Origin of the sequence: Streptomyces sp. Je 1-332 (genome assembly GCF_040730185.1) — a bacterium.
Classification (GTDB): Bacteria; Actinomycetota; Actinomycetes; order Streptomycetales; family Streptomycetaceae; genus Streptomyces.
Genome location: NZ_CP160402.1, coordinates 3,617,710 through 3,638,062, shown reverse-complemented (window position 1 = coordinate 3,638,062; position 20,353 = coordinate 3,617,710). Strand labels below are relative to the sequence as shown.

Here is a 20,353-nt window from a genome sequence, read left to right as displayed (position 1 = left end):
GGACGAGCCTAACGGCTTCCGGTGTCGTGGCCTTCGGGTGTCCGTCGGGTGAGACCGCCGGACGGAGCCAGGATCACCGGCAGCTCGTACAGGTCGTTCTGCGTCACCACCGGCTTGTTGCGGAGTTCGGAGGGGGCGACCGCCAGGGTCAGCGCGGGAAAACGCTCGTAGAGGGCGGGGAGCGCCACCCCCGCTTCCAGGCGGGACAGTGCCGCACCTGGGCAGACGTGCGGACCGTGGCCGAAGGAGATGTGGCGGTTCGCGGAGGTGCGCGTGATGTCGAAGGCGTCCGCCGTGGGGCCGTGCGCCCCCTCGTCGCGGCCGATCGCCGCGTACGACACGATCAGCGCGTCGCCCTCACGGATCACCTTGTCGCCGACGGGTACGTCCTTAGCCGCGAACCGGATCAGGACGTGCGAGGTCGGCGTCGAGTGGCGCAGGGTCTCCTCGACCACCGCGTCCCAGCTCGCCTCGCCGGAGCGGACCAGCGCGAGCTGCTCGGGATGGGCCGAGAGGTTCACCACCGCGTTGACGATCAGCGAGATCGTCGTCTCGTGGCCCGCCGCGACCATCAGCTGGAGGGTGGAGACGATCTCCGCGTCGGTGAGGTGGTCGCCGCCCTCCGACGCGAGGATCAGGGCGCTGGTCAGATCGTCGCCCGGCTCGGCGCGCCGCGCCGCGACGACCCTGCCCATCATCTCGGCGAGTTCGGTGAGGGTCGCCATGACCTCGGCGGGCGGCGTCTGCGTCGAGAAGAACTTGTCGAAGAGGACCTTCAGGCGGGGGTGGTCGGCGGGGTCGATGCCCATCAGGTCGCTGATGACGTACATGGGCAGGGGGTACGCGAACTCGGCCTTAAGGTCGACCACTTGGCCACCGTCGGACGGCAGCCGGTCCAGGAGCCCCTTCGTCAGCTCCGCGATGCGCTCCCGCATCCGCTCCACCCGCCGCGGCGTCAGCGCCTGCGCGACCAGGGCGCGCATCCGGCGGTGTTCCTCGCCGTCCACCGTCAGCATCGAGCGGCCGGGGTTGGCGAGGCCGATCAGCGGCCAGTCCGCGGGTATCTCACCGCGCCGCCAGGCACCCCACACCTCGATGTCCTTCACCAGCCGCTTGTCGGTGAGGAGTTGGCGCGCCTCGGCGTGGTGCGTGACCGCCCAGACCGGTACGCCGCCGGGCAGCTCCACCTCGGCGAGCGGGCCCGCGGCCCGCAGCCTGGCGCTCTCGCCGTCCAGGTCGGTGACGAAGGGGTCGAGGACGATGCGGTCGGGTGCGTTGCGGGCGGGGCAGCCGGTCGTCATCGGGGCTCTCCTCTGGGTCCACACGGGGTTCTGATGATCAAGTCGCGGCAACTATAGGCGCGCGTCGGGCGTTTGACTGCGGCCGGTACGGGCCTTCGCGGATGCATATTGAGGGCATGGATATGGGCATGAGTGATCTCGGAGGCGTGGAAGAGCAACTGCGGGCAGCGGTGTGCGGGGAGGTGGACTTCTCCGTCACCGCGCGGGCCCTGAACACCATGGACGCGTCCAACTACCGTCGCGTGCCGCTCGGCGTCCTCGCCCCGCGCGACGAGGACGACGTGGTGGCGGCGCTCGCCGTGTGCCGGGAGCGCGGGGTGCCGGTCGTGGCGCGCGGCGCCGGTACGTCCATCGCCGGGCAGGCGACCGGCACCGGGCTCGTCCTCGACTTCACCCGCCACATGAACCGCATCGTCTCCCTGGACCCGGAGTCACGGACCGCGGTCGTCCAGCCCGGGGTGATCTGCGACGCCCTGCGGGGCGCCGCGGGGGAGCACGGCCTGACCTTCGGCCCCGACCCGTCCACGCACAACCGCTGCACGCTCGGCGGGATGATCGGCAACAACTCCTGCGGCTCCCACTCGGTCGCCTGGGGCACGACCGCCGACAACGTCGCCTCGCTCTCGGTCGTGAGCGGCGCGGGCGACCGGCTCGCGCTCGGGCAGGGCTGGTCGGGCGCGCCGACGGGCCTGCGAGCCCTGGTGGACGGGGAGTTGGAGCTCCTGCGCACCGGCTTCCCGGAGCTTCCGCGCCGCATCTCCGGCTACGCGCTCGACGCCATGCTCCCCGAGTGCGGCGTCGATCTGGCCCGCGCCTTCTGCGGCTCCGAGGGAACGCTGGGCGTGGTGACGGAAGCGGTCGTACGCCTCGTCGACGCGCCACGCGCCCGTGCGCTCGCCGTCCTCGGGTACGCCGACGAGAGCGCCGCCGCGGAGGCGGCTTCCGGGCTGCTTGTGCACGGCCCCCTGACCGTGGAGGGGATGGCGGCCGATCTCGTGCGGGGTTCCGAGGGGCTGCCGAAGGGCGGTGCCTGGCTGTTCGTGGAGACGGGCGGCGCGGACGAGGGTGAGGCACGCGCGCGTGCGGAGGCGATCGCGCGGGCGGTCCGCGGGGACACGGTGGACGCGGTGGTCGTGACGGACCCGGCGGGGCAGCGCGCCCTGTGGCGGGTCCGGGAGGACGCGAGCGGGACGGCGACGCGGATGCCGGACGGCAGCGAGGCGTGGCCGGGGTGGGAGGACTGCGCGGTGCCGCCCGCCAGGCTCGGCGCGTATCTGCGGGACTTCCGGGGGCTGCTCGCCGAGCATGGCCTGCGCGGCACTCCGTACGGGCACTTCGGGGACGGCTGCATTCACGTGCGCATCGACTTCGACCTGATGAGCGAGGTGGGCGTGCGGCGCTTCAGGCGCTTCTCGGAGGACCTGGCGGAGGTCGTCGTTGCGCACGGCGGTTCGCTGTCGGGCGAGCACGGGGACGGCCAGGCGCGGGCCGAGCTCCTGCCGAAGATGTACGGGACTGACCTCGTCCGGCTGTTCGAGCGGGTGAAGGGGGTGTGGGACCCGGCGGACCTGCTGAACCCGGGGATGCTGGTGCGGCCCGCGCCGCTGGACGCGAACCTGCGCTTCGACCCGCTGCCGCGGGGGCCGGTGGACGTGGCCTTCGGCTACCCGCATGACGGCGGTGACTTCTCGGCGGCGGTGCGCAGGTGTGTGGGCGTCGCCAAGTGCCGTACGCAGTCGGCCGGTTCGGGCGGTGGGGTGATGTGCCCGTCCTTCCGGGTGACGGGCGAGGAGGAGCACTCCACGCGGGGCCGGGCGCGGATGCTGCACGAGATGCTCGCGGGGGACGTGGTCACGGACGGCTGGCGCTCGGAGGAGGTGCGGGACGCGCTCGACCTGTGCCTGTCCTGCAAGGGCTGCCGGTCGGACTGTCCCGTGGGCGTGGACATGGCCACGTACAAGGCGGAGTTCCTGCACCACCACTACGAAGGCCGCAGGCGCCCCGCGGCGCACTACGCGATGGGCTGGCTGCCGCTGTGGCTGCGCCTGGCCTCGCGGACGCGGACGGCGGGGGTGGCCAACGCGCTGGCGGGCGTCGGGGTGCTGGCGTCGCTGGCGAAGCGGCTGGGCGGGATCGCACCGGAGCGGGAGATTCCGCGGCTGGCGGGGGAGACGTTCCGCCGGTGGTTCCGGAACCGGGAGGCGTCTGCGGCCCCCGGAGGCCCGACGGTTGTGCTCTGGCCGGACACGTTCACGGACCACTTGTCACCGGCGGTGGGCCGGGCGGCGGTGCGGGTCCTGGAGGAGGCGGGGCTGCGGGTCGTGGTGCCGCCGGGGGACGTGTGCTGCGGCCTGACGTACGTGTCGACGGGGCAGCTGGACCGGGCGCGGGCGGTGATGCGGCGCACTCTGGAGCGGATGGTGCCACTGCTGGACTCGGGGGCGCTGCTCGTCGTCCTCGAACCGAGCTGCGCGGCGGCGCTGACGACGGACCTGGTGGAGCTGCTGGCCGGGGACGAGCGGGCCGGTGAACTGGCTTCCCGCGTACGGACGTTCGCGCAGGCCTTGGAGCAACTGGCCCCGGAATGGTCGCCGCCCCGGATCGACCGCCCGGTGGTGGGCCAGACGCACTGCCACCAGCACGCGGTGCTCGGCGACGCGGCCGAACGCCGCCTGCGTGAGCGAGCGGGCCTGGAGGGCGAGTTGAGCGGCGGCTGCTGCGGCCTCGCGGGCAACTTCGGCTTCGAGGCGGGCCATTACGAGGTCTCGCGGGCGTGCGCGGAGGAGCAACTGCTGCCTTCGGTGAAGGCGGGGAGCGGACGCGGGGCGGTGATCCTGGCGGACGGCTTCTCCTGCCGAACCCAGCTGGAACAGCTGGGGGAGGGGGCGCGGGGGCGGCACTTGGCGGAGGTTCTGGCGGAGGGCCTGGAGGAGACCTGAGGGGGCCTGGAGGAGACCTGAGGGGCCTGAAGGGGAGGGGACGCCCAGCCGCCCGCCCTCTCCCCGCTCTCCTAGCCGGCCTGACGCCCGGCCCCCTCGCGCGCCCGCAGTTCTCCGCCCAGGCGGGCGAACGTCCCGCTCACCAGGGGCATGACCAGCGGAGGCAGCAGGAGCAGGGCCACGGCTGTGGGCAGGATCAAGACCAGTACGCCGGTGATCCACACGTTGTCGTCGCTGAGCCACAGCATGCCGAGTCCGGCGAAGTGGGCGAGAGGGGCGAGCGCGTACGCAGCCAGGAGGACGACGAGTGCCGCGCCCGCGGTGAGCAGCGTGCCGAGGCCGAGGGTGCGCGTACGCGCGCGGCGGGTCAGCACCCACGAGCGGTACAACGCCTTGAGCGGCGAACGGCGTTCCAGGACCGTCTCGGCGGTGGCCAGCGACAGGCGGAAGTACATCAGCGGGCCCAGGCATATGACGGCGATCGGCAGCACCCACCCCACCAGCGTGTACAGCGGGGTCGCGGTCTCGCCGATGGGCGTGGGCCGGACTCCCGGCACCTCCTCGCGCTCGACGGTCATCCACAGCATGTATCCCGCCACCGCCATGGCACCCACAGGCAGTGCGCTCAGCGCGTTGACGGTGAGGGCGGCGGGCAGGCGCCCGCGGGTGCGGCGCCACAACTCGCGGACGGTGAGCGGCCCGCTGTCGCGCGTGGAGTGGGACTCGGCGACGGCGTACGCGGCGTGCAGGACGGAGAGGACCAGGAGTGCCAGCACGAGCAGCAGCAGCGAGACCACGAGGCCGACCCTCACCAACGGAAACCAGCCGCCGTCGGCGTAGGCGACGTAGGAGTCCTCGTTGGCGATGTTGCGGTCCGCGTAGTCCCTGACCCCCTCGAAGGTGTCCCACGCCGCCGCGAACCCCCCGGCGAGGATCGCGCAGCCGACGAGGGCCGTCAGGGCGGAGACCCGCAGGGTGAAGCCGTACGCCGCGCCGCGGTAGGGCCGGTTCCGCTCGCGTTCCATGACTGACCCGACCTCCGTGCGCTTGCCGTTCCGTGGTGACTGCACCCAAGACGCCGCGGGGGGCGGCCGGGGTTCCACGGTGAGACCCGGGGTGCGAATCGACCGCGAATTGACCTCTGATTCCTGGGGTGAATTGCACTCTCTCAGGGGTCTTTCTGCTTCATAGAGTGGTGCTCACAGCACGGCGCGACCGCGTCGCAGATTGAAGGAGTTACCGCCATGAGCAGCACGAACGCCGACTTCGCCGCCCTCATCACCCGTGCTTCCGAGGCCGAGACCAGTGCCGATCCGAGCAGCGTGATGACGTTCCTGGCCGAGACGGACGGGGTGGACGGGGCGGACGGAACGGGGGGCGGATTCACCGCCTACCGGTCCTCGTTCGCGGAGGGGGCCGTAGGGGCTCCCGCGCACCTGCACACCAAGGCCACCGAGCTCTTCTTCGTGATCAGTGGCTCGCTGCGGGTCCTGGTGGGGGAGGAGGTCACCGTGCTGAACGCGGGCGACTTCCTCGCCGTTCCCCCGCACACCCCGCACGCCTTCGCGGCGGCTCCGGGCCGCGAGGCGGATGTGCTGTTCCTCTTCACCCCGGGCATGGGCCGCTTCGACTACCTGCGTCTCCTCGGCAGTGTGATGCGCGGTGAGGCCGACCCGAAGGCGATCGCGGAGTCCTCCGAGCGTTTCGACAACCACTACGTCGACAGCCCGGTGTGGCGGGAAGCTCTCGCCCGCTCGTGAGGGGGCGGATGGGGGGTGGTCCGCACCTCGGCATGTGGACGCCGTTTGCGTACAGCAGTGAAAGGGCTCCACAATCCTGACGTGGTCTACTACCTTGGACGGGGCAGTTCAGGTGAGTGGACTGGTAGCCGTCGGAGAAGTGGAAGGGTCGGTTGTGGACGCGTCGAGGAGTGGTCAGGCGGTGCCCGCAGGGCGGTGGGGTGCCCTGGGGCCCGTCGGGCTGGTGCTCGCGGGCGGTGTCTCCGTGCAGTTCGGCGGGGCCATCGCCGTGAGCGTGATGCCCAAGGCCGGAGCCCTCGGCATCGTGACCCTGAGGCTCGCCTTCGCCGCGCTGGTGCTGATGATCGTCTGCCGGCCCAGGCTGCGGGGGTACTCGCGGGCCGACTGGGGCACCGTGGTCGCCTTCGGGGTGGCCATGGCCGGGATGAACGGGCTCTTCTACCAGTCCGTCGCCCGGATTCCCATGGGGCCCGCCGTGACGCTCGAGGTGCTCGGGCCGCTCGCCCTCTCCGTCTTCGCGTCGCGCCGAGCCGTGAACCTCGTCTGGGCCGGGCTCGCCCTGTGCGGCGTCTTTCTGCTGGGCGGCGGGGGCGGCTTCAGCGGGCTCGATCCGGCCGGTGTGGCGTACGCCCTCGGCGCCGGTGCCATGTGGGCCACGTACATCATGTTCAGCGCCCGTACGGGGCGTCGCTTCCCGCAGGCCGACGGGCTCGCCCTCGCGATGGTCGTCGCGGCCGTGCTCTTCCTGCCGCTCGGTCTCATCGAGTCCGGGGACAAGCTCGTGCGGCCCGAGGTGCTCGCCCTTGGCGCGGCCGTCGCCGTGATGTCCTCCGTGCTGCCCTACACGCTCGAACTGCTCGCCCTGCGCCGGCTTCCCGCCTCCACCTTCGCCATCATGATGAGCCTGGAACCGGCCATCGCGGCGGTCGCCGGGTTCCTCGTCCTGAACCAGGCCCTCTCCGTGAACGAGGCGCTGGCCATCTCGCTCGTCATCGCCGCCAGCATGGGCGCCGTGCGGACCCAGGTCGGACGCGGGAAGCCCCGCGCCTCCGGGGACGTCGTGTCGGGGTCCACCCCCGAAGCCGTGGTCGCGGGCGCGACGGAACCGGGCGCGGCGGAACCGGGCGCGGCAGTACCGGAAGCCGCGGAACCGGGCGCGACGGCGACGGTCCCGGAGACGACCGGAAAGTAATGCAAGCACGCTTGCTTGTTTCTCCGGGCGCTGCCATGCTCCGGGGCACACCGTCGTGCCCCGAGGGGAGCGCTCCGTGTCCGAAGCTGTGCCCGTACTCGATGATCTGCGCCGTGAGAGCGAGGAACTCGACCAGCTCGTGGAGGGGTTGGGCGAGCGGGCTTGGGCGCTCGACACCCCTGCTGACGGCTGGACCGTCGCCCACCAGATCGCCCATCTCGCCTGGACCGACCGGGCCGCGCTGACCGCCGTCACCGACGGGGACGCCTTTGGCCGGCTCGTCGAGGAGGCGCTCGCGGCTCCCGATTCCTTCGTCGACGACGGGGCCGAGGAAGGGGCCGCGCTGCCGCCCGGTGAGCTGCTCACGCGGTGGCGGGACGGGCGCGATGCCCTGCTCAAGGCGTTGACCGCCGCCCCGCGCGGCACCCGCTTCCCCTGGTACGGGCCGCCCATGTCGGCCACCTCCATGGCTACCGCACGGCTCATGGAGACCTGGGCCCACGGCCAGGACGTCTCCGACGCGCTGGGCGTCGAGCGGGAGCCGACCGACCGGTTGCGGCACGTGGCTCATATCGGGGTCCGGGCCCGGGACTTCTCCTTCGGTGTACGGGGATCGAGTGCGCCCGACAGTCCCTTCCGGGTCGAGCTGCGGCTGCCCTCGGAGGAGTTGTGGGCCAGTGGCCCCGACGATGCCGCTCAGCGCGTGACCGGGCCCGCGCTCGATTTCTGTCTTCTCGTCACGCAGCGCGCGCACCGGGACGATCTCGCCCTGCGTGCGGAAGGCGCCGACGCCGAGCGGTGGCTGGACATCGCGCAGGCCTTCGCGGGCCCGCCGGGACCGGGACGCCCGGCGAAGGGCGCCGACCAGTGACGGCCCCGGCCTCCGCCCCCGGCTCCGACCCTGCCTCCGCCTCCGACCCTGACTCACGCACCGCCCCGCTGCGGATCGGCAACGCGTCCGGGTTCTACGGCGACCGTTTCGACGCCATGCGCGACATGCTCACCGGCGGTCCGCTCGACGTCCTCACCGGCGACTATCTCGCCGAACTGACCATGCTGATCCTCGGGCGTGACCGGCTCAAGGACCCCGCGCGCGGCTACGCGAAGACCTTCCTGCGGCAGCTGGAGGAGTGTCTGGGGCTCGCCCAGGAGCGGGGGGTCAAGATCGTCGCCAATGCCGGGGGGCTCAATCCCGGCGGGCTCGCCGACGCCGTAAGGGAGTTGGCGGGCCGGCTCGGGATCGGTGCGCGGGTCGCGCATGTGGAGGGGGACGACCTCGGGCCCCGCTTCCCGGATGCTCTCACCGCCAACGCCTACCTCGGCGGCGCCGGGATCGCCGCCTGTCTGCGCGCCGGCGCCGATGTCGTCGTCACCGGGCGCGTGACCGACGCCGCTCTCGTCAGCGGGCCCGCCGCCGCCCACTTCGGGTGGGGTGAGGGCGACCACGACCGGCTCGCGGGTGCGGTGGTCGCCGGGCACATCCTGGAGTGCGGGACGCAGGCCACCGGGGGCAACTACGCCTTCTTCGGGGAGCGTTCGCAGGGCGAGCTGCTCCGGCCAGGCTTTCCGGTCGCCGAGATCCATGAGGACGGGTCGAGCGTCATCACCAAGCAGGACGGCACGGGCGGCTTCGTCGACGTCGGCACGGTCACCGCGCAGCTGCTGTACGAGACCTCCGGCGCCCGGTACGCCGGGCCCGATGTCACCGCCCGGCTCGACACGGCCACCCTCACGCAGGAGGGGCCCGACCGGGTGCGCGTCGCGGGTGTGCGCGGCGAAGCCCCGCCGCCGACCCTGAAGGTGGGACTCAACCGGCTCGGCGGCTTCCGCAACGAAGTCGTCTTCGTCCTCACCGGACTCGACGTGGACGCCAAGGCGGGGCTCGTGCGGGCTCAGGTGGAGGACGCGCTCACCCGGTCCAAGTCCCGCCCCCAGGAGGTGCGGTGGGAACTGTCCCGCACCGACCGCCCCGACGCCCCGAGCGAGGAGACCGCGTCCGCTCTGCTGCGGCTCGTCGTGCGCGACCCGCGGCAGGACCCCGTCGGCCGCGCCCTGAGCGGCGCCGCGATCGAGCTGGCCCTCGGCAGCTATCCCGGATTCCATGTGACGGCGCCCCCGGGCAAGGGCGCGCCCTACGGAGTCTTCGAAGCCGCGTACGTCGAGCGTGGCACCGTCGACCATGTGGCCGTCCTTCCCGGCGGTGAGCGGCACCCCGTCGCGGGCGCCGGCGACACCCTCGTACTCGAAGAACTGGGCGAGCCGCCCCTGCCCACGCCGCTGCCGGACGGCCCCACCCGCCGCGCCCCCCTCGGCCTCGTCGCCGGGGCCCGCAGCGGCGACAAGGGCGGGGACGCGAACGTCGGCGTCTGGGCGCGCACGGACGACGCCTGGCGGTGGCTCGCCCACGAGCTGACCGTCGAGCGGTTCCGCGAACTCATCCCCGAAGCCGCCGAGTTGACCGTCGTACGCCATGTCCTGCCGAACCTGCGGGCGCTGAACTTCGTCGTCGGGGGAATCCTCGGCGCGGGCGTCGCGTCCCAGGCCCGCTTCGACCCGCAGGCCAAGGGCCTGGGCGAGTGGCTGCGCGCCCGCCACGTCGACGTACCGGCCGGACTCGTAGAAGTGACCGAACCGACGGAGGTACTCCCGTGACCGTCCTCGCGTCCGCGCTCGACCCCGCGAGCGCCGAGTACGCCGAGCACCGCGAGGCCATGCTGGGCAAGCTCGCCGAGCTCGACGCCGAGCAGGCCAAGGCTCTTGAGGGCGGCGGCGAGAAGTACGTGGCCCGGCATCGGAAGCGCGGCAAGCTGCTCGCCCGGGAGCGGATCGAGTTGCTCCTGGACCCTGACACGCCGTTCCTCGAACTGTCGCCGCTCGCCGCCTGGGGGAGCGACTACCCCGTAGGCGCCTCGATGGTCACCGGCATCGGTGTCGTGGAGGGCGTGGAATGTCTGATCACCGCCAACGACCCGACCGTGCGCGGCGGCGCGAGCAACCCCTGGACCCTGAAGAAGGCCTTCCGCGCCCATGAGATCGGGCACGCCAACCGGCTGCCGTCCATCCATCTCGTGGAGTCCGGGGGCGCCGACCTGCCGTCCCAGAAGGAGATCTTCATCCCGGGCGGTGCGCTCTTCAAGCACCTCACCCAGTCGTCGGCCGCCGGTGTCCCGACGGTCGCCGTCGTCTTCGGCAACTCCACGGCGGGCGGCGCGTACGTCCCCGGCATGAGCGACCACGTGATCATGGTCAAGGAGCGTGCCAAGGTCTTCCTCGGCGGTCCGCCGCTGGTGAAGATGGCCACCGGCGAGGAGAGCGACGACGAGTCGCTCGGCGGCGCCGAGATGCACGCCCGTACCTCCGGCCTCGCCGACTATCTCGCCGAGGACGAGCGCGACGCGCTGCGGCAGGCGCGGCGGGTCGTCAAACGCCTCAACTGGCGCAAGGCGTACTTCGATCCGGCCGCGAACACCGTCGTCGAGCCGCCCAAGTACGACGCGGACGAGCTGCTCGGCATCGTGCCCGGCGACCTCAAGGTCCCCTTCGATCCGCGCGAGGTCATCGCCCGCATCGTCGACGCCTCCGACTTCGACGAGTTCAAGCCGCTCTACGGGACGAGCCTCACGACGGGGTGGGCCGCACTGCACGGCTATCCCATCGGGATTCTGGCCAACGCGCAGGGCGTGCTCTTCAGCGAGGAGTCCCAGAAGGCCGCGCAGTTCATCCAGTTGGCCAACCAGCGGGACATTCCGCTGCTCTTCCTGCACAACACCACCGGCTACATGGTCGGCAAGGAGTACGAGCAGGGCGGCATCATCAAACACGGCGCGATGATGATCAACGCCGTGTCGAACTCCCGGGTGCCGCACCTGAGCGTGCTGATGGGCGCCTCGTACGGAGCCGGGCACTACGGCATGTGCGGACGCGCCTACGACCCGCGCTTCCTCTTCGCCTGGCCCAGCTCCAAGTCGGCGGTCATGGGGCCGCAGCAGCTTGCCGGGGTCCTGTCGATCGTGGCCCGCACCTCCGCCGCCGCGAAGGGGCAGCCCTACGACGACGACGCGGACGCGGGCCTGCGCGCCATGGTGGAGCAGCAGATCGAGTCGGAGTCGCTGCCGATGTTCCTTTCCGGGCGGCTCTACGACGACGGGGTCATCGATCCCCGCGACACCCGCACGGTCCTCGGCCTGTGTCTGTCCGCGATCCACACCGCCCCCTACGAGGGCGCGCGCGGTGGCTTCGGCGTCTTTCGGATGTGAGGACTCCCATGACGAACCCCACCACGATCAGCACCATCCTCGTCGCCAACCGCGGCGAGATCGCCTGCCGCGTCTTCCGCACCTGCCGGGACCTCGGGATCGCCACCGTGGCCGTGTACTCCGACGCGGACGCGGACGCCCTGCACGTCCGCGAGGCCGACTCCGCCGTACGGCTGCCGGGCGCGACGCCCGCGGACACGTATCTGCGGGGTGAACTCGTCGTCAAGGCCGCGCAGGCGGCGGGCGCGGACGCCGTCCACCCCGGCTACGGCTTCCTCTCCGAGAACGCGGACTTCGCGCGCGCGGTCCTCGACGCCGGGCTCGTATGGATCGGGCCGCCGCCCGAAGCCATCGAATCCATGGCCTCCAAGACGCGCGCCAAGGAGCTCATGGGCATCGCGCCTCTGGGCAAGGTCACCGAAGCCGAACTGCCGGTCCTGGTGAAGGCGGCGGCCGGTGGCGGCGGGCGCGGCATGCGCGTCGTACGGGAACTGGGCGATCTGGAAGGCGAGTTGGCGGCCGCCGGCGCCGAGGCGGCCAGTGCCTTCGGGGACGGCGAGGTCTTCGTCGAGCCCTATCTGGAGGGCGGCCGGCACGTCGAGGTGCAGATCATGGCCGACGCGTACGACACCGTCTGGGCGCTCGGCACACGGGACTGCACGCTCCAGCGCAGGCACCAGAAGGTCATCGAGGAGTCACCGGCGCCGGGGCTGGCCGACGGGCTCGTCGACGAGCTGCACGCGCAGGCCGTGCGGGCGGCGCGCGTCACCGGATATCGCGGGGCGGGCACGGTGGAGTTCCTGGTCGCGGGCGACCGCGCGCACTTCCTGGAGATGAACACCCGCCTTCAGGTCGAACACCCGGTCACCGAGGCCGTGTTCGGGATCGATCTCGTGGCGCTGCAGATCCAGGTCGCGGAGGGCGAACGGCTCGCGGAAGAGCCGCCGCCCGCGCGCGGCCACGCGGTGGAGGCCCGCCTCTACGCCGAGGACCCGGCCGCCGAGTGGGCCCCGCAGACCGGCACCCTGCACCGGCTCCATGTGCCGGGCGTGCGGCTCGACACCGGTTACGTGGACGGCGACACGATCGGCGTGCACTACGACCCGATGCTGGCCAAGGCCATCGTGTACGCCCCCACGCGGGCGGCGGCCCTGCGTGCCCTCGCGGGGGCAATGGAGCGCGCGGTCGTCCACGGGCCCGTCACCAACAGGGAGTTGCTCGTACGGTCCTTGCGGCACCCGGAGTTCGTCGAGGCCCGCATGGACACGGGCTTCTACGACCGGCACCTCGCCGACCTCGCGGCCCCCGCCCCGGACCCGCACGCCCCGCTGGCCGCCGCGCTCGCCGACGCGCACGGGCGCTCCCGGTTCGGCGGCTGGCGCAACCTCGCGTCGCAGCCGCAGGTCAAGCTCTTCCGGAGCGAGCCGGACGGCGCCGAACACGAGGTGCGCTACCGGCACACACGGGAGGGGCTGAGCGCGGAGGGGGTGCGGGTGCTGGCCGTGTCCGGCGAGCTCGTCGTGCTCGAAGTCGACGGTGTGCGCAGGCAGTTCACCGTGAACCGTTACGGCGGTGACCGCGTGTACGTCGGCAACACCGCCCTCACCGCGCTCCCGCTGCTCCCCGAGCCCACCACCAGGCAGTCGCCCGGCTCCCTGCTCGCCCCGATGCCCGGCACGGTCGTGCGTCTGGCCGACGGGCTCACGGAAGGGGCGCGGGTGACCGCCGGGCAGCCCCTCATCTGGCTGGAGGCCATGAAGATGGAGCACCGTATCTCCTCTCCCGCCTCCGGCACGCTCACCGCCCTGCACGCCGCGCCCGGCCGCCAGGTCGAGGTCGGGGCGCTGCTCGCAGTCGTGGCCGTCGAAGACACCGCAGGCGTCGTACAGGAGGAGCAACCCGTATGAGCACCGTCCTCGAAACCGAAGAGCACCAGGCCCTGCGCGCGGCGGTCGCCGCCCTGGGCAAGCGCTACGGCCGCCCGTACATGACCCGGGTCGTGGCGGACGAAGGCCACCCCGACGAGCTGTGGGCGGACGCGGCCAAGCTCGGCTACCTGGGCGTGAACCTCCCCGAGGAGTACGGCGGCGGAGGCGGCGGGATCGCGGAACTCTCCATAGTCCTTGAGGAGTTGGGCGCTGCGGGCTGTCCCCTCCTGATGATGGTCGTCTCGCCCGCGATCTGCGGCACCGTCATCGCCCGCTTCGGCACCGAGGAGCAGAAGCGGACCTGGCTGCCCGGTCTCGCCGACGGCAGCCGCACCATGGCCTTCGGCATCACCGAACCCGACGCGGGCTCCAACTCGCACCGCATCACCACGACCGCCCGCAAGGACGAGGCGAGCGGGGACTGGCTCCTGACCGGCCGCAAGGTGTTCATCTCGGGTGTGGACATCGCCGACGCGACGCTGATCGTGGGCCGCACGGAAGACGCGCGCACCGGCAGCCTCAAGCCGTGCCTCTTCATCGTCCCGCGCGAGACCGAGGGCTTCCAGCGGCGGCAGATAGAGATGGAACTCCAGGCCCCCGAGAAGCAGTTCGAGCTGACCCTGGACGACGTACGCCTGCCCGCCGACGCCCTGGTGGGCGACGAGGACGCGGGGCTGCTCCAGCTGTTCGCAGGACTCAACCCCGAGCGGATCATGACGGCGGCGTTCTCGCTCGGCATGGCGCGCTTCGCCCTCGCCCGTGCGGTCGGCTACGCCAAGGAACGCAGCGTCTGGAAGAGCCCGATCGGCGCCCACCAGGCGATCGCCCACCCCCTCGCGCAGTCCCACATCGACATCGAACTGGCCCGCCTGATGATGCAGAAGGCCGCGAGGCTCTACGACGAGGGCGACGACATGGGCGCGGGCGAGGCCGCCAATATGGCCAAGCTCGCGGCTGCCGACGCGTGCGTGAAGGCCGTCGACCAGTCGGTGCACACGCTCGGCGGCAACGGCCTGACGAAGGAGTTCGGCCTCGCCTCGCTGATCGTGGCGTCACGGGTGGCGCGGATCGCGCCGGTGAGCCGGGAAATGATCCTCAACTACGTGTCGCACCAGACGCTGGGCCTGCCCAAGTCGTACTGAGCCGCCGGCCTCGTAGGTCTCGATCAGAGGGAGTTCCCATGAGCCTTGTCTGCTCATCTCCGCAGCGCGGCATCGTCACGTTCACGCTGGACAACCCCGCCAACCGCAACGCGCTCTCGGCGGGGCTCCTGCACGGCTTCGCCGAGGCGCTCGACGACTGTGGCAAGGACCCTGACGTACGCGCGGTGGTCCTCACGCACACCGGCTCCACGTTCTGCTCGGGCGCCGACCTGCGGGAGCCGCCGGACCCGGCCGCCTTCGTGGGGCTGCTCCGGCAGATCCTGGAGCTGCCGAAGCCGGTGGTGGCCCGGGTGGACGGGCATGTGCGGGCGGGCGGTCTCGGACTGCTGGGCGTGTGCGACATGGCGGCCGCGGGGCCGGGGGCGTCGTTCGCGCTGACGGAGGTACGGATCGGGGTGGCGCCCGCGGTGATCTCCATGCCGCTGCTGTCCCGGCTCGACCCGAGCGCCGCCTCGCGCTACTTCCTCACCGGGGAGCGCTTCGGCGGGGCGGAGGCGGCGCGGATCGGTCTGGTGACGGTGGCGGGGGACGACGTGGACGCGGAGCTGACGCCGCTCCTTGCGGGGCTGCGGAAGGCGGCGCCGCAGGCCCTGGCCGAGACGAAGAAGCTGCTCACGGCTAGGGTGCTCGACGCATTCGACCACCACACGGACGCCCTCGTCGCCCTGTCCGCGCGGCTCTTCGCATCGGAGGAGGCGCGGGAGGGGATGGGGGCGTTCCTCGAACGACGGGAGTGCCCATGGGTGCTGTGACCGCGGCCGACCGTGCCAACCGAGCCGACCGTGCCGATCGCTCGCCCAAGCAGGACCGCAGCCGTGCGACGCGCCAACGGCTCCTGGAGGCCGCCGTGGCGTGTCTCGCCGAGAGCGGCTGGGCGGGGTCCACGGTGTCCGTCGTCGCCGAGCGGGCCGGGGTCTCGCGGGGCGCGGCCCAGCATCACTTCCCCACGCGGGAGGACCTGTTCACGGCGGCGGTGGAGTACGTGGCCGAGCAGCGCTCGACCGCGCTGCGAGAGCTTCCGGCCCAGGACCGTGCCTCGGTGGTGGCGGCGCTGGTGGACCTCTACACGGGCCCGCTGTTCCGGGCGGCGCTGCATCTGTGGGTGGCGGCGTCCCATGAGCCGCAGCTGGGCTCCCGGGTGACGGAGCTGGAGGCGCGGGTGGGGCGGGAGACGCACCGGATCGCGGTGGAGTTGCTGGGGGCGGACGAGTCTCGGCCGGGGGTGCGGGAGACGGTCCAGGGGCTCCTGGACATGGCGCGGGGCCTCGGCCTCGCGAACCTGCTGACGGATGACGGGGCGAGGCGGGAACGTGTGGTGCGGGAGTGGGCGAGGCTGGTGGAGGGGGCGCTGCGCTGAGCCGGACGCCGGACGAGCTGAGTCTCAGCCCGTCCGGCGTTTGAGGACGAACTCGGCGAAGCCGGTGATGGCGGCAGCCAAGGCCTCCCTAGCGCGCGATATCCCCGTACCCCTCGACCGCCCGCGGGTCCCGCGACCCAGGGCCGATGTACCGGGCCGAGGGGCGGACAAGCCGCCCCGTCCGCTTCTGCTCAAGAACGTGCGCCGACCACCCGGCGGTCCTCGCGCACGTGAACATCGACGTGAACATGTGCGCCGGCACCTCGGCGAAGTCGAGGACGATCGCGGCCCAGAACTCGACGTTCGTCGCGAGGACGCGGTCCGGGCGGCGGGCGTGCAGCTCGTCGAGCGCGGCCTTCTCCAGCGCCTCCGCCACCTCGTAGCGAGGAGCGCCCAGCTCGCGCGCCGTGCGGCGCAGGACCCGCGCGCGGGGGTCCTCGGCCCGGTACACCCGGTGACCGAAGCCCATCAGACGCTCGCCCTTGTCCAGGGCCTGCTTCACGTACGCGACCGCGTCGCCCGTCCGCTCGATCTCCTCGATCATGCCGAGGACCCGGGAGGGCGCGCCCCCGTGCAGGGGGCCGGACATCGCGCCCACGGCACCGCTCAGCGCCGCCGCCACATCCGCGCCCGTCGACGCGATGACGCGGGCCGTGAACGTGGAGGCGTTCATGCCGTGCTCGGCGGCCGACGTCCAGTACGCGTCGACGGCCTGGACGTGCTTGGGGTCGGGCTCGCCGCGCCAGCGCTTCATGAAGCGCTCGACGACCGTGTCGGCCTTGTCGATCTCCCGCTGCGGCACCATCGGCAGGCCCTGGCCGCGGGCGGACTGGGCGACGTAGGAGAGCGCCATGACGGCGGCGCGCGCCAGGTCGTCGCGGGCCTCCTGCTCGCTGATGTCCAGGAGCGGCTTCAGACCCCACACGGGGGCGAGCATCGCGAGCGCCGACTGGACGTCGACGCGGATGTCGCCGGAGTGCACCGGGATCGGGAACGGCTCGGCCGGCGGCAGACCGGGGTTGAAGGCGCCGTCGACGAGCAGGCCCCAGACGTTGCCGAAGGAGACGTGGCCGACCAGATCCTCGATGTCGACGCCGCGATAGCGAAGCGCGCCGCCTTCCTTGTCCGGTTCGGCGATCTCCGTCTCGAACGCGATGACTCCTTCAAGTCCGGGTACGAAGTCGGACATCAGGCGGCTCCTCGTGATGTGTACGACAGATGGTGGTGACAGGCAGCTCGTGACCATGTGTCAGAAGTGGGCGTTTTCGGTCCGGTTCCGCGGTCTTCCGGTGCGTTTTCGGCGGCCGGTGTTCGACTCGCGGTCCGGATCGGTCATCCCGGTGATGCCCCGTGCGGCTGGTGGTCACCCAACCGATACGGCAGCGGAACGATATCCCTTGGTGCCACCCTTGGCGATGGTATGCGGCACTCAGTGCCACACGTCACCTCCCCGTGGCGCACGACACCCCGTCGGACAGCCCTTCGTATACGGCAAGATGACCGCGTGACCGATCGAGCCGCCGCTTCCGCATCAGCCTCCTCATCTGCCGCCGCCGCCCCTCCCGTGTCCGATCCCGCAGCCATACGTGCCCACTACGGCCTCGACGGACTCGTCGAGGGTGATGCGCCCGCCACGCCCGTCGAGCTGTTCGCGCGCTGGTTCTCGCAGGCGCTCGCCGCGGCGGACGAGGGCCGGCTGTACGAGCCGAACGCCATGGTCGTCTCGACGGCGGACACCGCGGGCCGCCCCAGCTCACGCACGGTCCTGCTGAAGGCGTACGACGAGCGCGGCTTCGTCTTCTTCACCAACTACGCGTCCCGCAAGGCCCGCGAACTGGCCGCGAACCCGAACATCGCGCTGCTCTTCCCCTGGCACCCGATGGCACGACAGGTCATCGTCACCGGCACGGCGGAGCGCGTCGCCCGCGAGGAGACGGTGGCGTACTTCCGCACCCGCCCGCACGGCTCCCAGCTCGGCGCCTGGGCCAGCGCCCAGTCATCGGTCATCGCCACGCGCGATGAACTGGACCGCGCGTACGCCGACTTGGAGGCGCGTTACCCGGAGGGCGAGCAGGTGCCCGCGCCCCCGCACTGGGGCGGCTTCCGTGTCGTACCGCAGGCGGTGGAATTCTGGCAGGGCAGGGCGAACCGCCTGCACGACCGCCTGCGTTACGTGCACACGGAGCAGGGAGCGGGTGCGGGCGACGCGGGCGACGCGGGCGATGCGGGTTGGACCGTGGAACGCCTCAGCCCCTGAGGACGCGGACCGCCGGCCCTACCCCGTCAGGACTCCGTCCAGGAAGGGCTCGATCGCCTCGCGCCAGGCCTCGGGCTGGTCGTAGTGCACCAGGTGTCCGGCGTCGGCCACCTCCGCGTACGCCCCGCGGGGCAGCACGCGGACCATCTCCTGGGACTCGGCACGGCCCAGCTCGCCGTCCAGGCCGCGCACCACCAGGGCGGGGCACTGGACCTGGGCCAGATCCTCCCAGTGGGCGTCGTACACCCAGGTCTCGCGGGACTTCAGCATCTGGTCGCGGTCGAAGACGGGGCGCCAGCCGTCCGGGCCCTCGGTCATCACCTCGGCGAAGAACTCGCCGCGCGACGGATTGGGCCGCTCGACCCAGGGGTCGTCCTCGCCGAACCACTTCCGTACGTCGGCGAGCGTGGCGAAGGGCACCGGCCAGGCCTTGAACCAGTCCTCCCACTCGCGCTGCGACGCGGCGCCGAGCGCGGAGGCCCGCATGTCGCAGATGATCAGCGCGCGGACGAGGTCGGGGCGCTTCGCGGCGAGCTGCCAGGCGGTGAGCGCGCCCATGGAGTGGCCGACCAGGACGGCGGGGGCGAGGCCGAGCTGGACGAGCGCGGCCTCGGCGTCGTCCACGTAGGCATCGCGGGTGAAGGGGCCCTCGGGGGGCTTCTCGCTCTGTCCGTGCGCGCGCTGGTCGAGTGCGACCGCGCGATGCCGCTCGGCGAGCCAGCGGGCGGTGCCCGCCCAGTGGGATGCCCGGCCCATCAGGCCGTGCAGTAACAGGACGCCGCCGGGCGGCCCTTCGGCCTCCCTGGACTTCGGAGGATCGGCGAACTCCCAGGCCGCGAGGTGTACGCCACCCGCGCCCGTCACGTCAATGCGCCGCACCATCGTTCCTGGCACCCCCCTTGAATCATCTCGGGCTGAACGCCTGGTTCTGTCACGCACCCCCGCACGCTATCGAACTCTTTTTCGAAAGCGGCCGGATCGCCGGCAACACCCCTCGTTCGAGTGACCACGCTCAAGGATTGGTCGCCGCCGCCGAGGGGAGATCTTCAACGGGAGGCGGACCGCTCGGGGAAAACGGTCCGAGGGGGATGACCCTGGGAGCTCGGGGCTCCGGGTCAGAACAGGGGAGGACAGGCCCCGGCGCTCAAGGGCGCCGGGGCCCTCGCTTCGAACGCGTCCGCGCTCCCGCTCACCAGATGGGCACATTCTCCTGCCCCCTCCCACGGCCGTGGCGGCCAGACCCGGCGCCGACCCGGTCAAGAGCCCTCAGGTCATATGCCTCTCGCGACAGCCTTGCACGCAAAACGTCCGGGCGCTGCGATTCCGCACACTGAATCTTGGACGCCGTCCGGTCCCGAAGTCTTCACAACTGCCCAACCGTTACCGCTAGTTGACACGAACTCCCGGTAACAGGACCTGAAGCGCGCCGAACCCAGGTCCGGCGGGCCTCAGCGCTTGGCGACGAAGACGTGCGAGGCGACCTCCGTGTCCAGCTCGGCGGCCTCGCCACTGCTGCCCACGAGCACCCCGCCCGCGGACTCCGTCACGCTCACCACGGAGCCGGGCTGCACACCCGCGCGCCGCAGCGTGTACATCAGCTGCGCATCCGTCTGGATCGGCTCGCCGATGCGGCGCACCACGACGGTCTTGCCCTCCGTGCCGGGGTCGAGATCGACCAGGGAGACCATGCCCTCGTCCAGGAACGGGTCGGCCCCGTCCTTCTCGCCCAGCTCCTCCAGGCCCGGGATCGGGTTGCCGTACGGAGACTCGGTGGGGTGGCGCAGGAGCTCCAGGACGCGGCGCTCCACCGCCTCGCTCATCACGTGCTCCCAGCGGCACGCCTCCGCGTGGACCTGCTCCCACTCCAGGCCGATCACGTCGACGAGCAGGCACTCCGCCAGGCGGTGCTTGCGCATCACGCGGGTGGCGAGCCTGCGGCCCTCCTCGGTCAGCTCCAGGTGGCGGTCGCTGGCGACGGCCACCAGGCCGTCGCGCTCCATGCGCGCGACCGTCTGGCTCACCGTCGGCCCGCTCTGGTCGAGACGCTCGGCGATCCGGGCGCGCATGGGGACCACACCTTCCTCCTCCAGCTCGAGGATGGTGCGCAAATACATCTCAGTGGTGTCAATAAGCCCCGACATGGGTGCCCCTCAGATCTCGCTCGTGCGGCCGGCCCTGCCCTCAAGTCTGACGCATACCG

At 72.0% G+C, this 20,353-nt stretch carries 16 protein-coding genes; 11 read left to right on the top strand and 5 right to left on the bottom strand.

What is annotated here, in order from left to right:
* Window positions 1–8: 8 nt before the first annotated feature.
* Window positions 9–1,301, bottom strand: a complete 1,293-nt coding sequence (locus tag ABXJ52_RS16275; protein WP_367043082.1) for a cytochrome P450 — start codon at window positions 1,299–1,301, stop codon at window positions 9–11.
* Between the two features lie 128 nt (window positions 1,302–1,429).
* On the opposite strand from ABXJ52_RS16275, the gene ABXJ52_RS16270 reads away from it, so the two are divergent.
* Window positions 1,430–4,240, top strand: a complete 2,811-nt coding sequence (locus tag ABXJ52_RS16270) for an FAD-binding and (Fe-S)-binding domain-containing protein (RefSeq protein ID WP_367043080.1) — start codon at window positions 1,430–1,432, stop codon at window positions 4,238–4,240.
* Window positions 4,241–4,311: 71 nt separating this feature from the next.
* Here the strand turns inward: ABXJ52_RS16270 and ABXJ52_RS16265 are convergent, their stop codons facing one another.
* Window positions 4,312–5,265 carry a hypothetical protein gene (locus ABXJ52_RS16265; RefSeq protein WP_367043079.1) on the bottom strand — a complete coding sequence of 318 codons (954 nt, stop codon included), beginning with the start codon at window positions 5,263–5,265 and terminating at the stop codon, window positions 4,312–4,314.
* A 219-nt stretch (window positions 5,266–5,484) separates the two neighbouring features.
* Between ABXJ52_RS16265 and ABXJ52_RS16260 the strand changes: the two genes are divergently transcribed.
* The 9 genes from ABXJ52_RS16260 to ABXJ52_RS16220 all read left to right on the top strand — a co-directional run bounded on the left by ABXJ52_RS16260 (window position 5,485) and on the right by ABXJ52_RS16220 (window position 15,896).
* Window positions 5,485–6,000 carry a cupin domain-containing protein gene (locus tag ABXJ52_RS16260; RefSeq protein WP_367043078.1) on the top strand — a complete coding sequence of 172 codons (516 nt, stop codon included), beginning with the start codon at window positions 5,485–5,487 and terminating at the stop codon, window positions 5,998–6,000.
* Window positions 6,001–6,181: 181 nt separating this feature from the next.
* Window positions 6,182–7,192: an EamA family transporter gene (locus tag ABXJ52_RS16255; protein WP_367043076.1), complete on the top strand. Its 1,011-nt coding sequence runs from the start codon at window positions 6,182–6,184 to the stop codon at window positions 7,190–7,192.
* Window positions 7,193–7,268: 76 nt separating this feature from the next.
* On the top strand, window positions 7,269–8,063 hold the full coding sequence (locus ABXJ52_RS16250) for a TIGR03084 family metal-binding protein (protein ID WP_367043074.1): 795 nt from the start codon (window positions 7,269–7,271) through the stop codon (window positions 8,061–8,063).
* 68 nt (window positions 8,064–8,131) lie between these two features.
* Entirely contained in the window at window positions 8,132–9,844 is a 1,713-nt protein-coding gene (locus ABXJ52_RS16245) for an acyclic terpene utilization AtuA family protein (protein WP_367049092.1), read from the top strand.
* Window positions 9,841–11,448, top strand: coding sequence for a carboxyl transferase domain-containing protein (locus ABXJ52_RS16240; RefSeq protein WP_367043073.1), 1,608 nt, complete (start codon window positions 9,841–9,843; stop codon window positions 11,446–11,448). Before ABXJ52_RS16245 ends, ABXJ52_RS16240 begins: the two co-directional genes overlap by 4 nt.
* A gap of 8 nt (window positions 11,449–11,456) precedes the next feature.
* Window positions 11,457–13,355, top strand: coding sequence for a biotin carboxylase N-terminal domain-containing protein (locus ABXJ52_RS16235; protein ID WP_367043071.1), 1,899 nt, complete (start codon window positions 11,457–11,459; stop codon window positions 13,353–13,355).
* Entirely contained in the window at window positions 13,352–14,518 is a 1,167-nt protein-coding gene (locus ABXJ52_RS16230) for an acyl-CoA dehydrogenase family protein (RefSeq protein ID WP_367043069.1), read from the top strand. The genes ABXJ52_RS16235 and ABXJ52_RS16230 overlap by 4 nt, the downstream gene beginning before the upstream one ends.
* Window positions 14,519–14,556: 38 nt before the next feature.
* On the top strand, window positions 14,557–15,291 hold the full coding sequence (locus tag ABXJ52_RS16225; RefSeq protein ID WP_367043068.1) for an enoyl-CoA hydratase family protein: 735 nt from the start codon (window positions 14,557–14,559) through the stop codon (window positions 15,289–15,291).
* Window positions 15,279–15,896: a TetR/AcrR family transcriptional regulator gene (locus tag ABXJ52_RS16220; protein WP_367043067.1), complete on the top strand. Its 618-nt coding sequence runs from the start codon at window positions 15,279–15,281 to the stop codon at window positions 15,894–15,896. Before ABXJ52_RS16225 ends, ABXJ52_RS16220 begins: the two co-directional genes overlap by 13 nt.
* Before the next feature lie 88 nt (window positions 15,897–15,984).
* On the opposite strand, the gene ABXJ52_RS16215 is transcribed toward ABXJ52_RS16220, so the two are convergent.
* A complete protein-coding gene (locus tag ABXJ52_RS16215; protein WP_367043066.1) occupies window positions 15,985–17,085 on the bottom strand; it encodes a citrate synthase 2 in 1,101 nt (366 codons plus the stop codon).
* Window positions 17,086–17,400: 315 nt separating this feature from the next.
* On the opposite strand from ABXJ52_RS16215, the gene pdxH reads away from it, so the two are divergent.
* Window positions 17,401–18,153, top strand: coding sequence for a pyridoxamine 5'-phosphate oxidase (pdxH, locus tag ABXJ52_RS16210; protein WP_367043064.1), 753 nt, complete (start codon window positions 17,401–17,403; stop codon window positions 18,151–18,153).
* Between the two features lie 18 nt (window positions 18,154–18,171).
* Here pdxH and ABXJ52_RS16205 read toward each other — a convergent pair whose 3' ends face one another.
* Together ABXJ52_RS16205 and ABXJ52_RS16200 are read right to left on the bottom strand one after the other, a co-directional pair.
* On the bottom strand, window positions 18,172–19,035 hold the full coding sequence (locus ABXJ52_RS16205; protein ID WP_367043062.1) for an alpha/beta hydrolase: 864 nt from the start codon (window positions 19,033–19,035) through the stop codon (window positions 18,172–18,174).
* Between the two features lie 566 nt (window positions 19,036–19,601).
* Window positions 19,602–20,294, bottom strand: a complete 693-nt coding sequence (locus ABXJ52_RS16200; protein WP_361832210.1) for a metal-dependent transcriptional regulator — start codon at window positions 20,292–20,294, stop codon at window positions 19,602–19,604.
* Between the last annotated feature and the right edge of the window lie 59 nt (window positions 20,295–20,353).

Coding starts and splice junctions, on each gene's coding strand:
- ABXJ52_RS16275 (WP_367043082.1), bottom strand. CDS start 1,301: ATGACGACCGGCTGCCCCGCCCGCAACGCACCCGACCGCATCGTCCTC.
- ABXJ52_RS16270 (WP_367043080.1), top strand. CDS start 1,430: ATGAGTGATCTCGGAGGCGTGGAAGAGCAACTGCGGGCAGCGGTGTGC.
- ABXJ52_RS16265 (WP_367043079.1), bottom strand. CDS start 5,265: ATGGAACGCGAGCGGAACCGGCCCTACCGCGGCGCGGCGTACGGCTTC.
- ABXJ52_RS16260 (WP_367043078.1), top strand. CDS start 5,485: ATGAGCAGCACGAACGCCGACTTCGCCGCCCTCATCACCCGTGCTTCC.
- ABXJ52_RS16235 (WP_367043071.1), top strand. CDS start 11,457: ATGACGAACCCCACCACGATCAGCACCATCCTCGTCGCCAACCGCGGC.
- ABXJ52_RS16230 (WP_367043069.1), top strand. CDS start 13,352: ATGAGCACCGTCCTCGAAACCGAAGAGCACCAGGCCCTGCGCGCGGCG.
- ABXJ52_RS16225 (WP_367043068.1), top strand. CDS start 14,557: ATGAGCCTTGTCTGCTCATCTCCGCAGCGCGGCATCGTCACGTTCACG.
- ABXJ52_RS16220 (WP_367043067.1), top strand. CDS start 15,279: ATGGGTGCTGTGACCGCGGCCGACCGTGCCAACCGAGCCGACCGTGCC.
- ABXJ52_RS16215 (WP_367043066.1), bottom strand. CDS start 17,085: ATGTCCGACTTCGTACCCGGACTTGAAGGAGTCATCGCGTTCGAGACG.
- ABXJ52_RS16205 (WP_367043062.1), bottom strand. CDS start 19,035: ATGGTGCGGCGCATTGACGTGACGGGCGCGGGTGGCGTACACCTCGCG.
- ABXJ52_RS16200 (WP_361832210.1), bottom strand. CDS start 20,294: ATGTCGGGGCTTATTGACACCACTGAGATGTATTTGCGCACCATCCTC.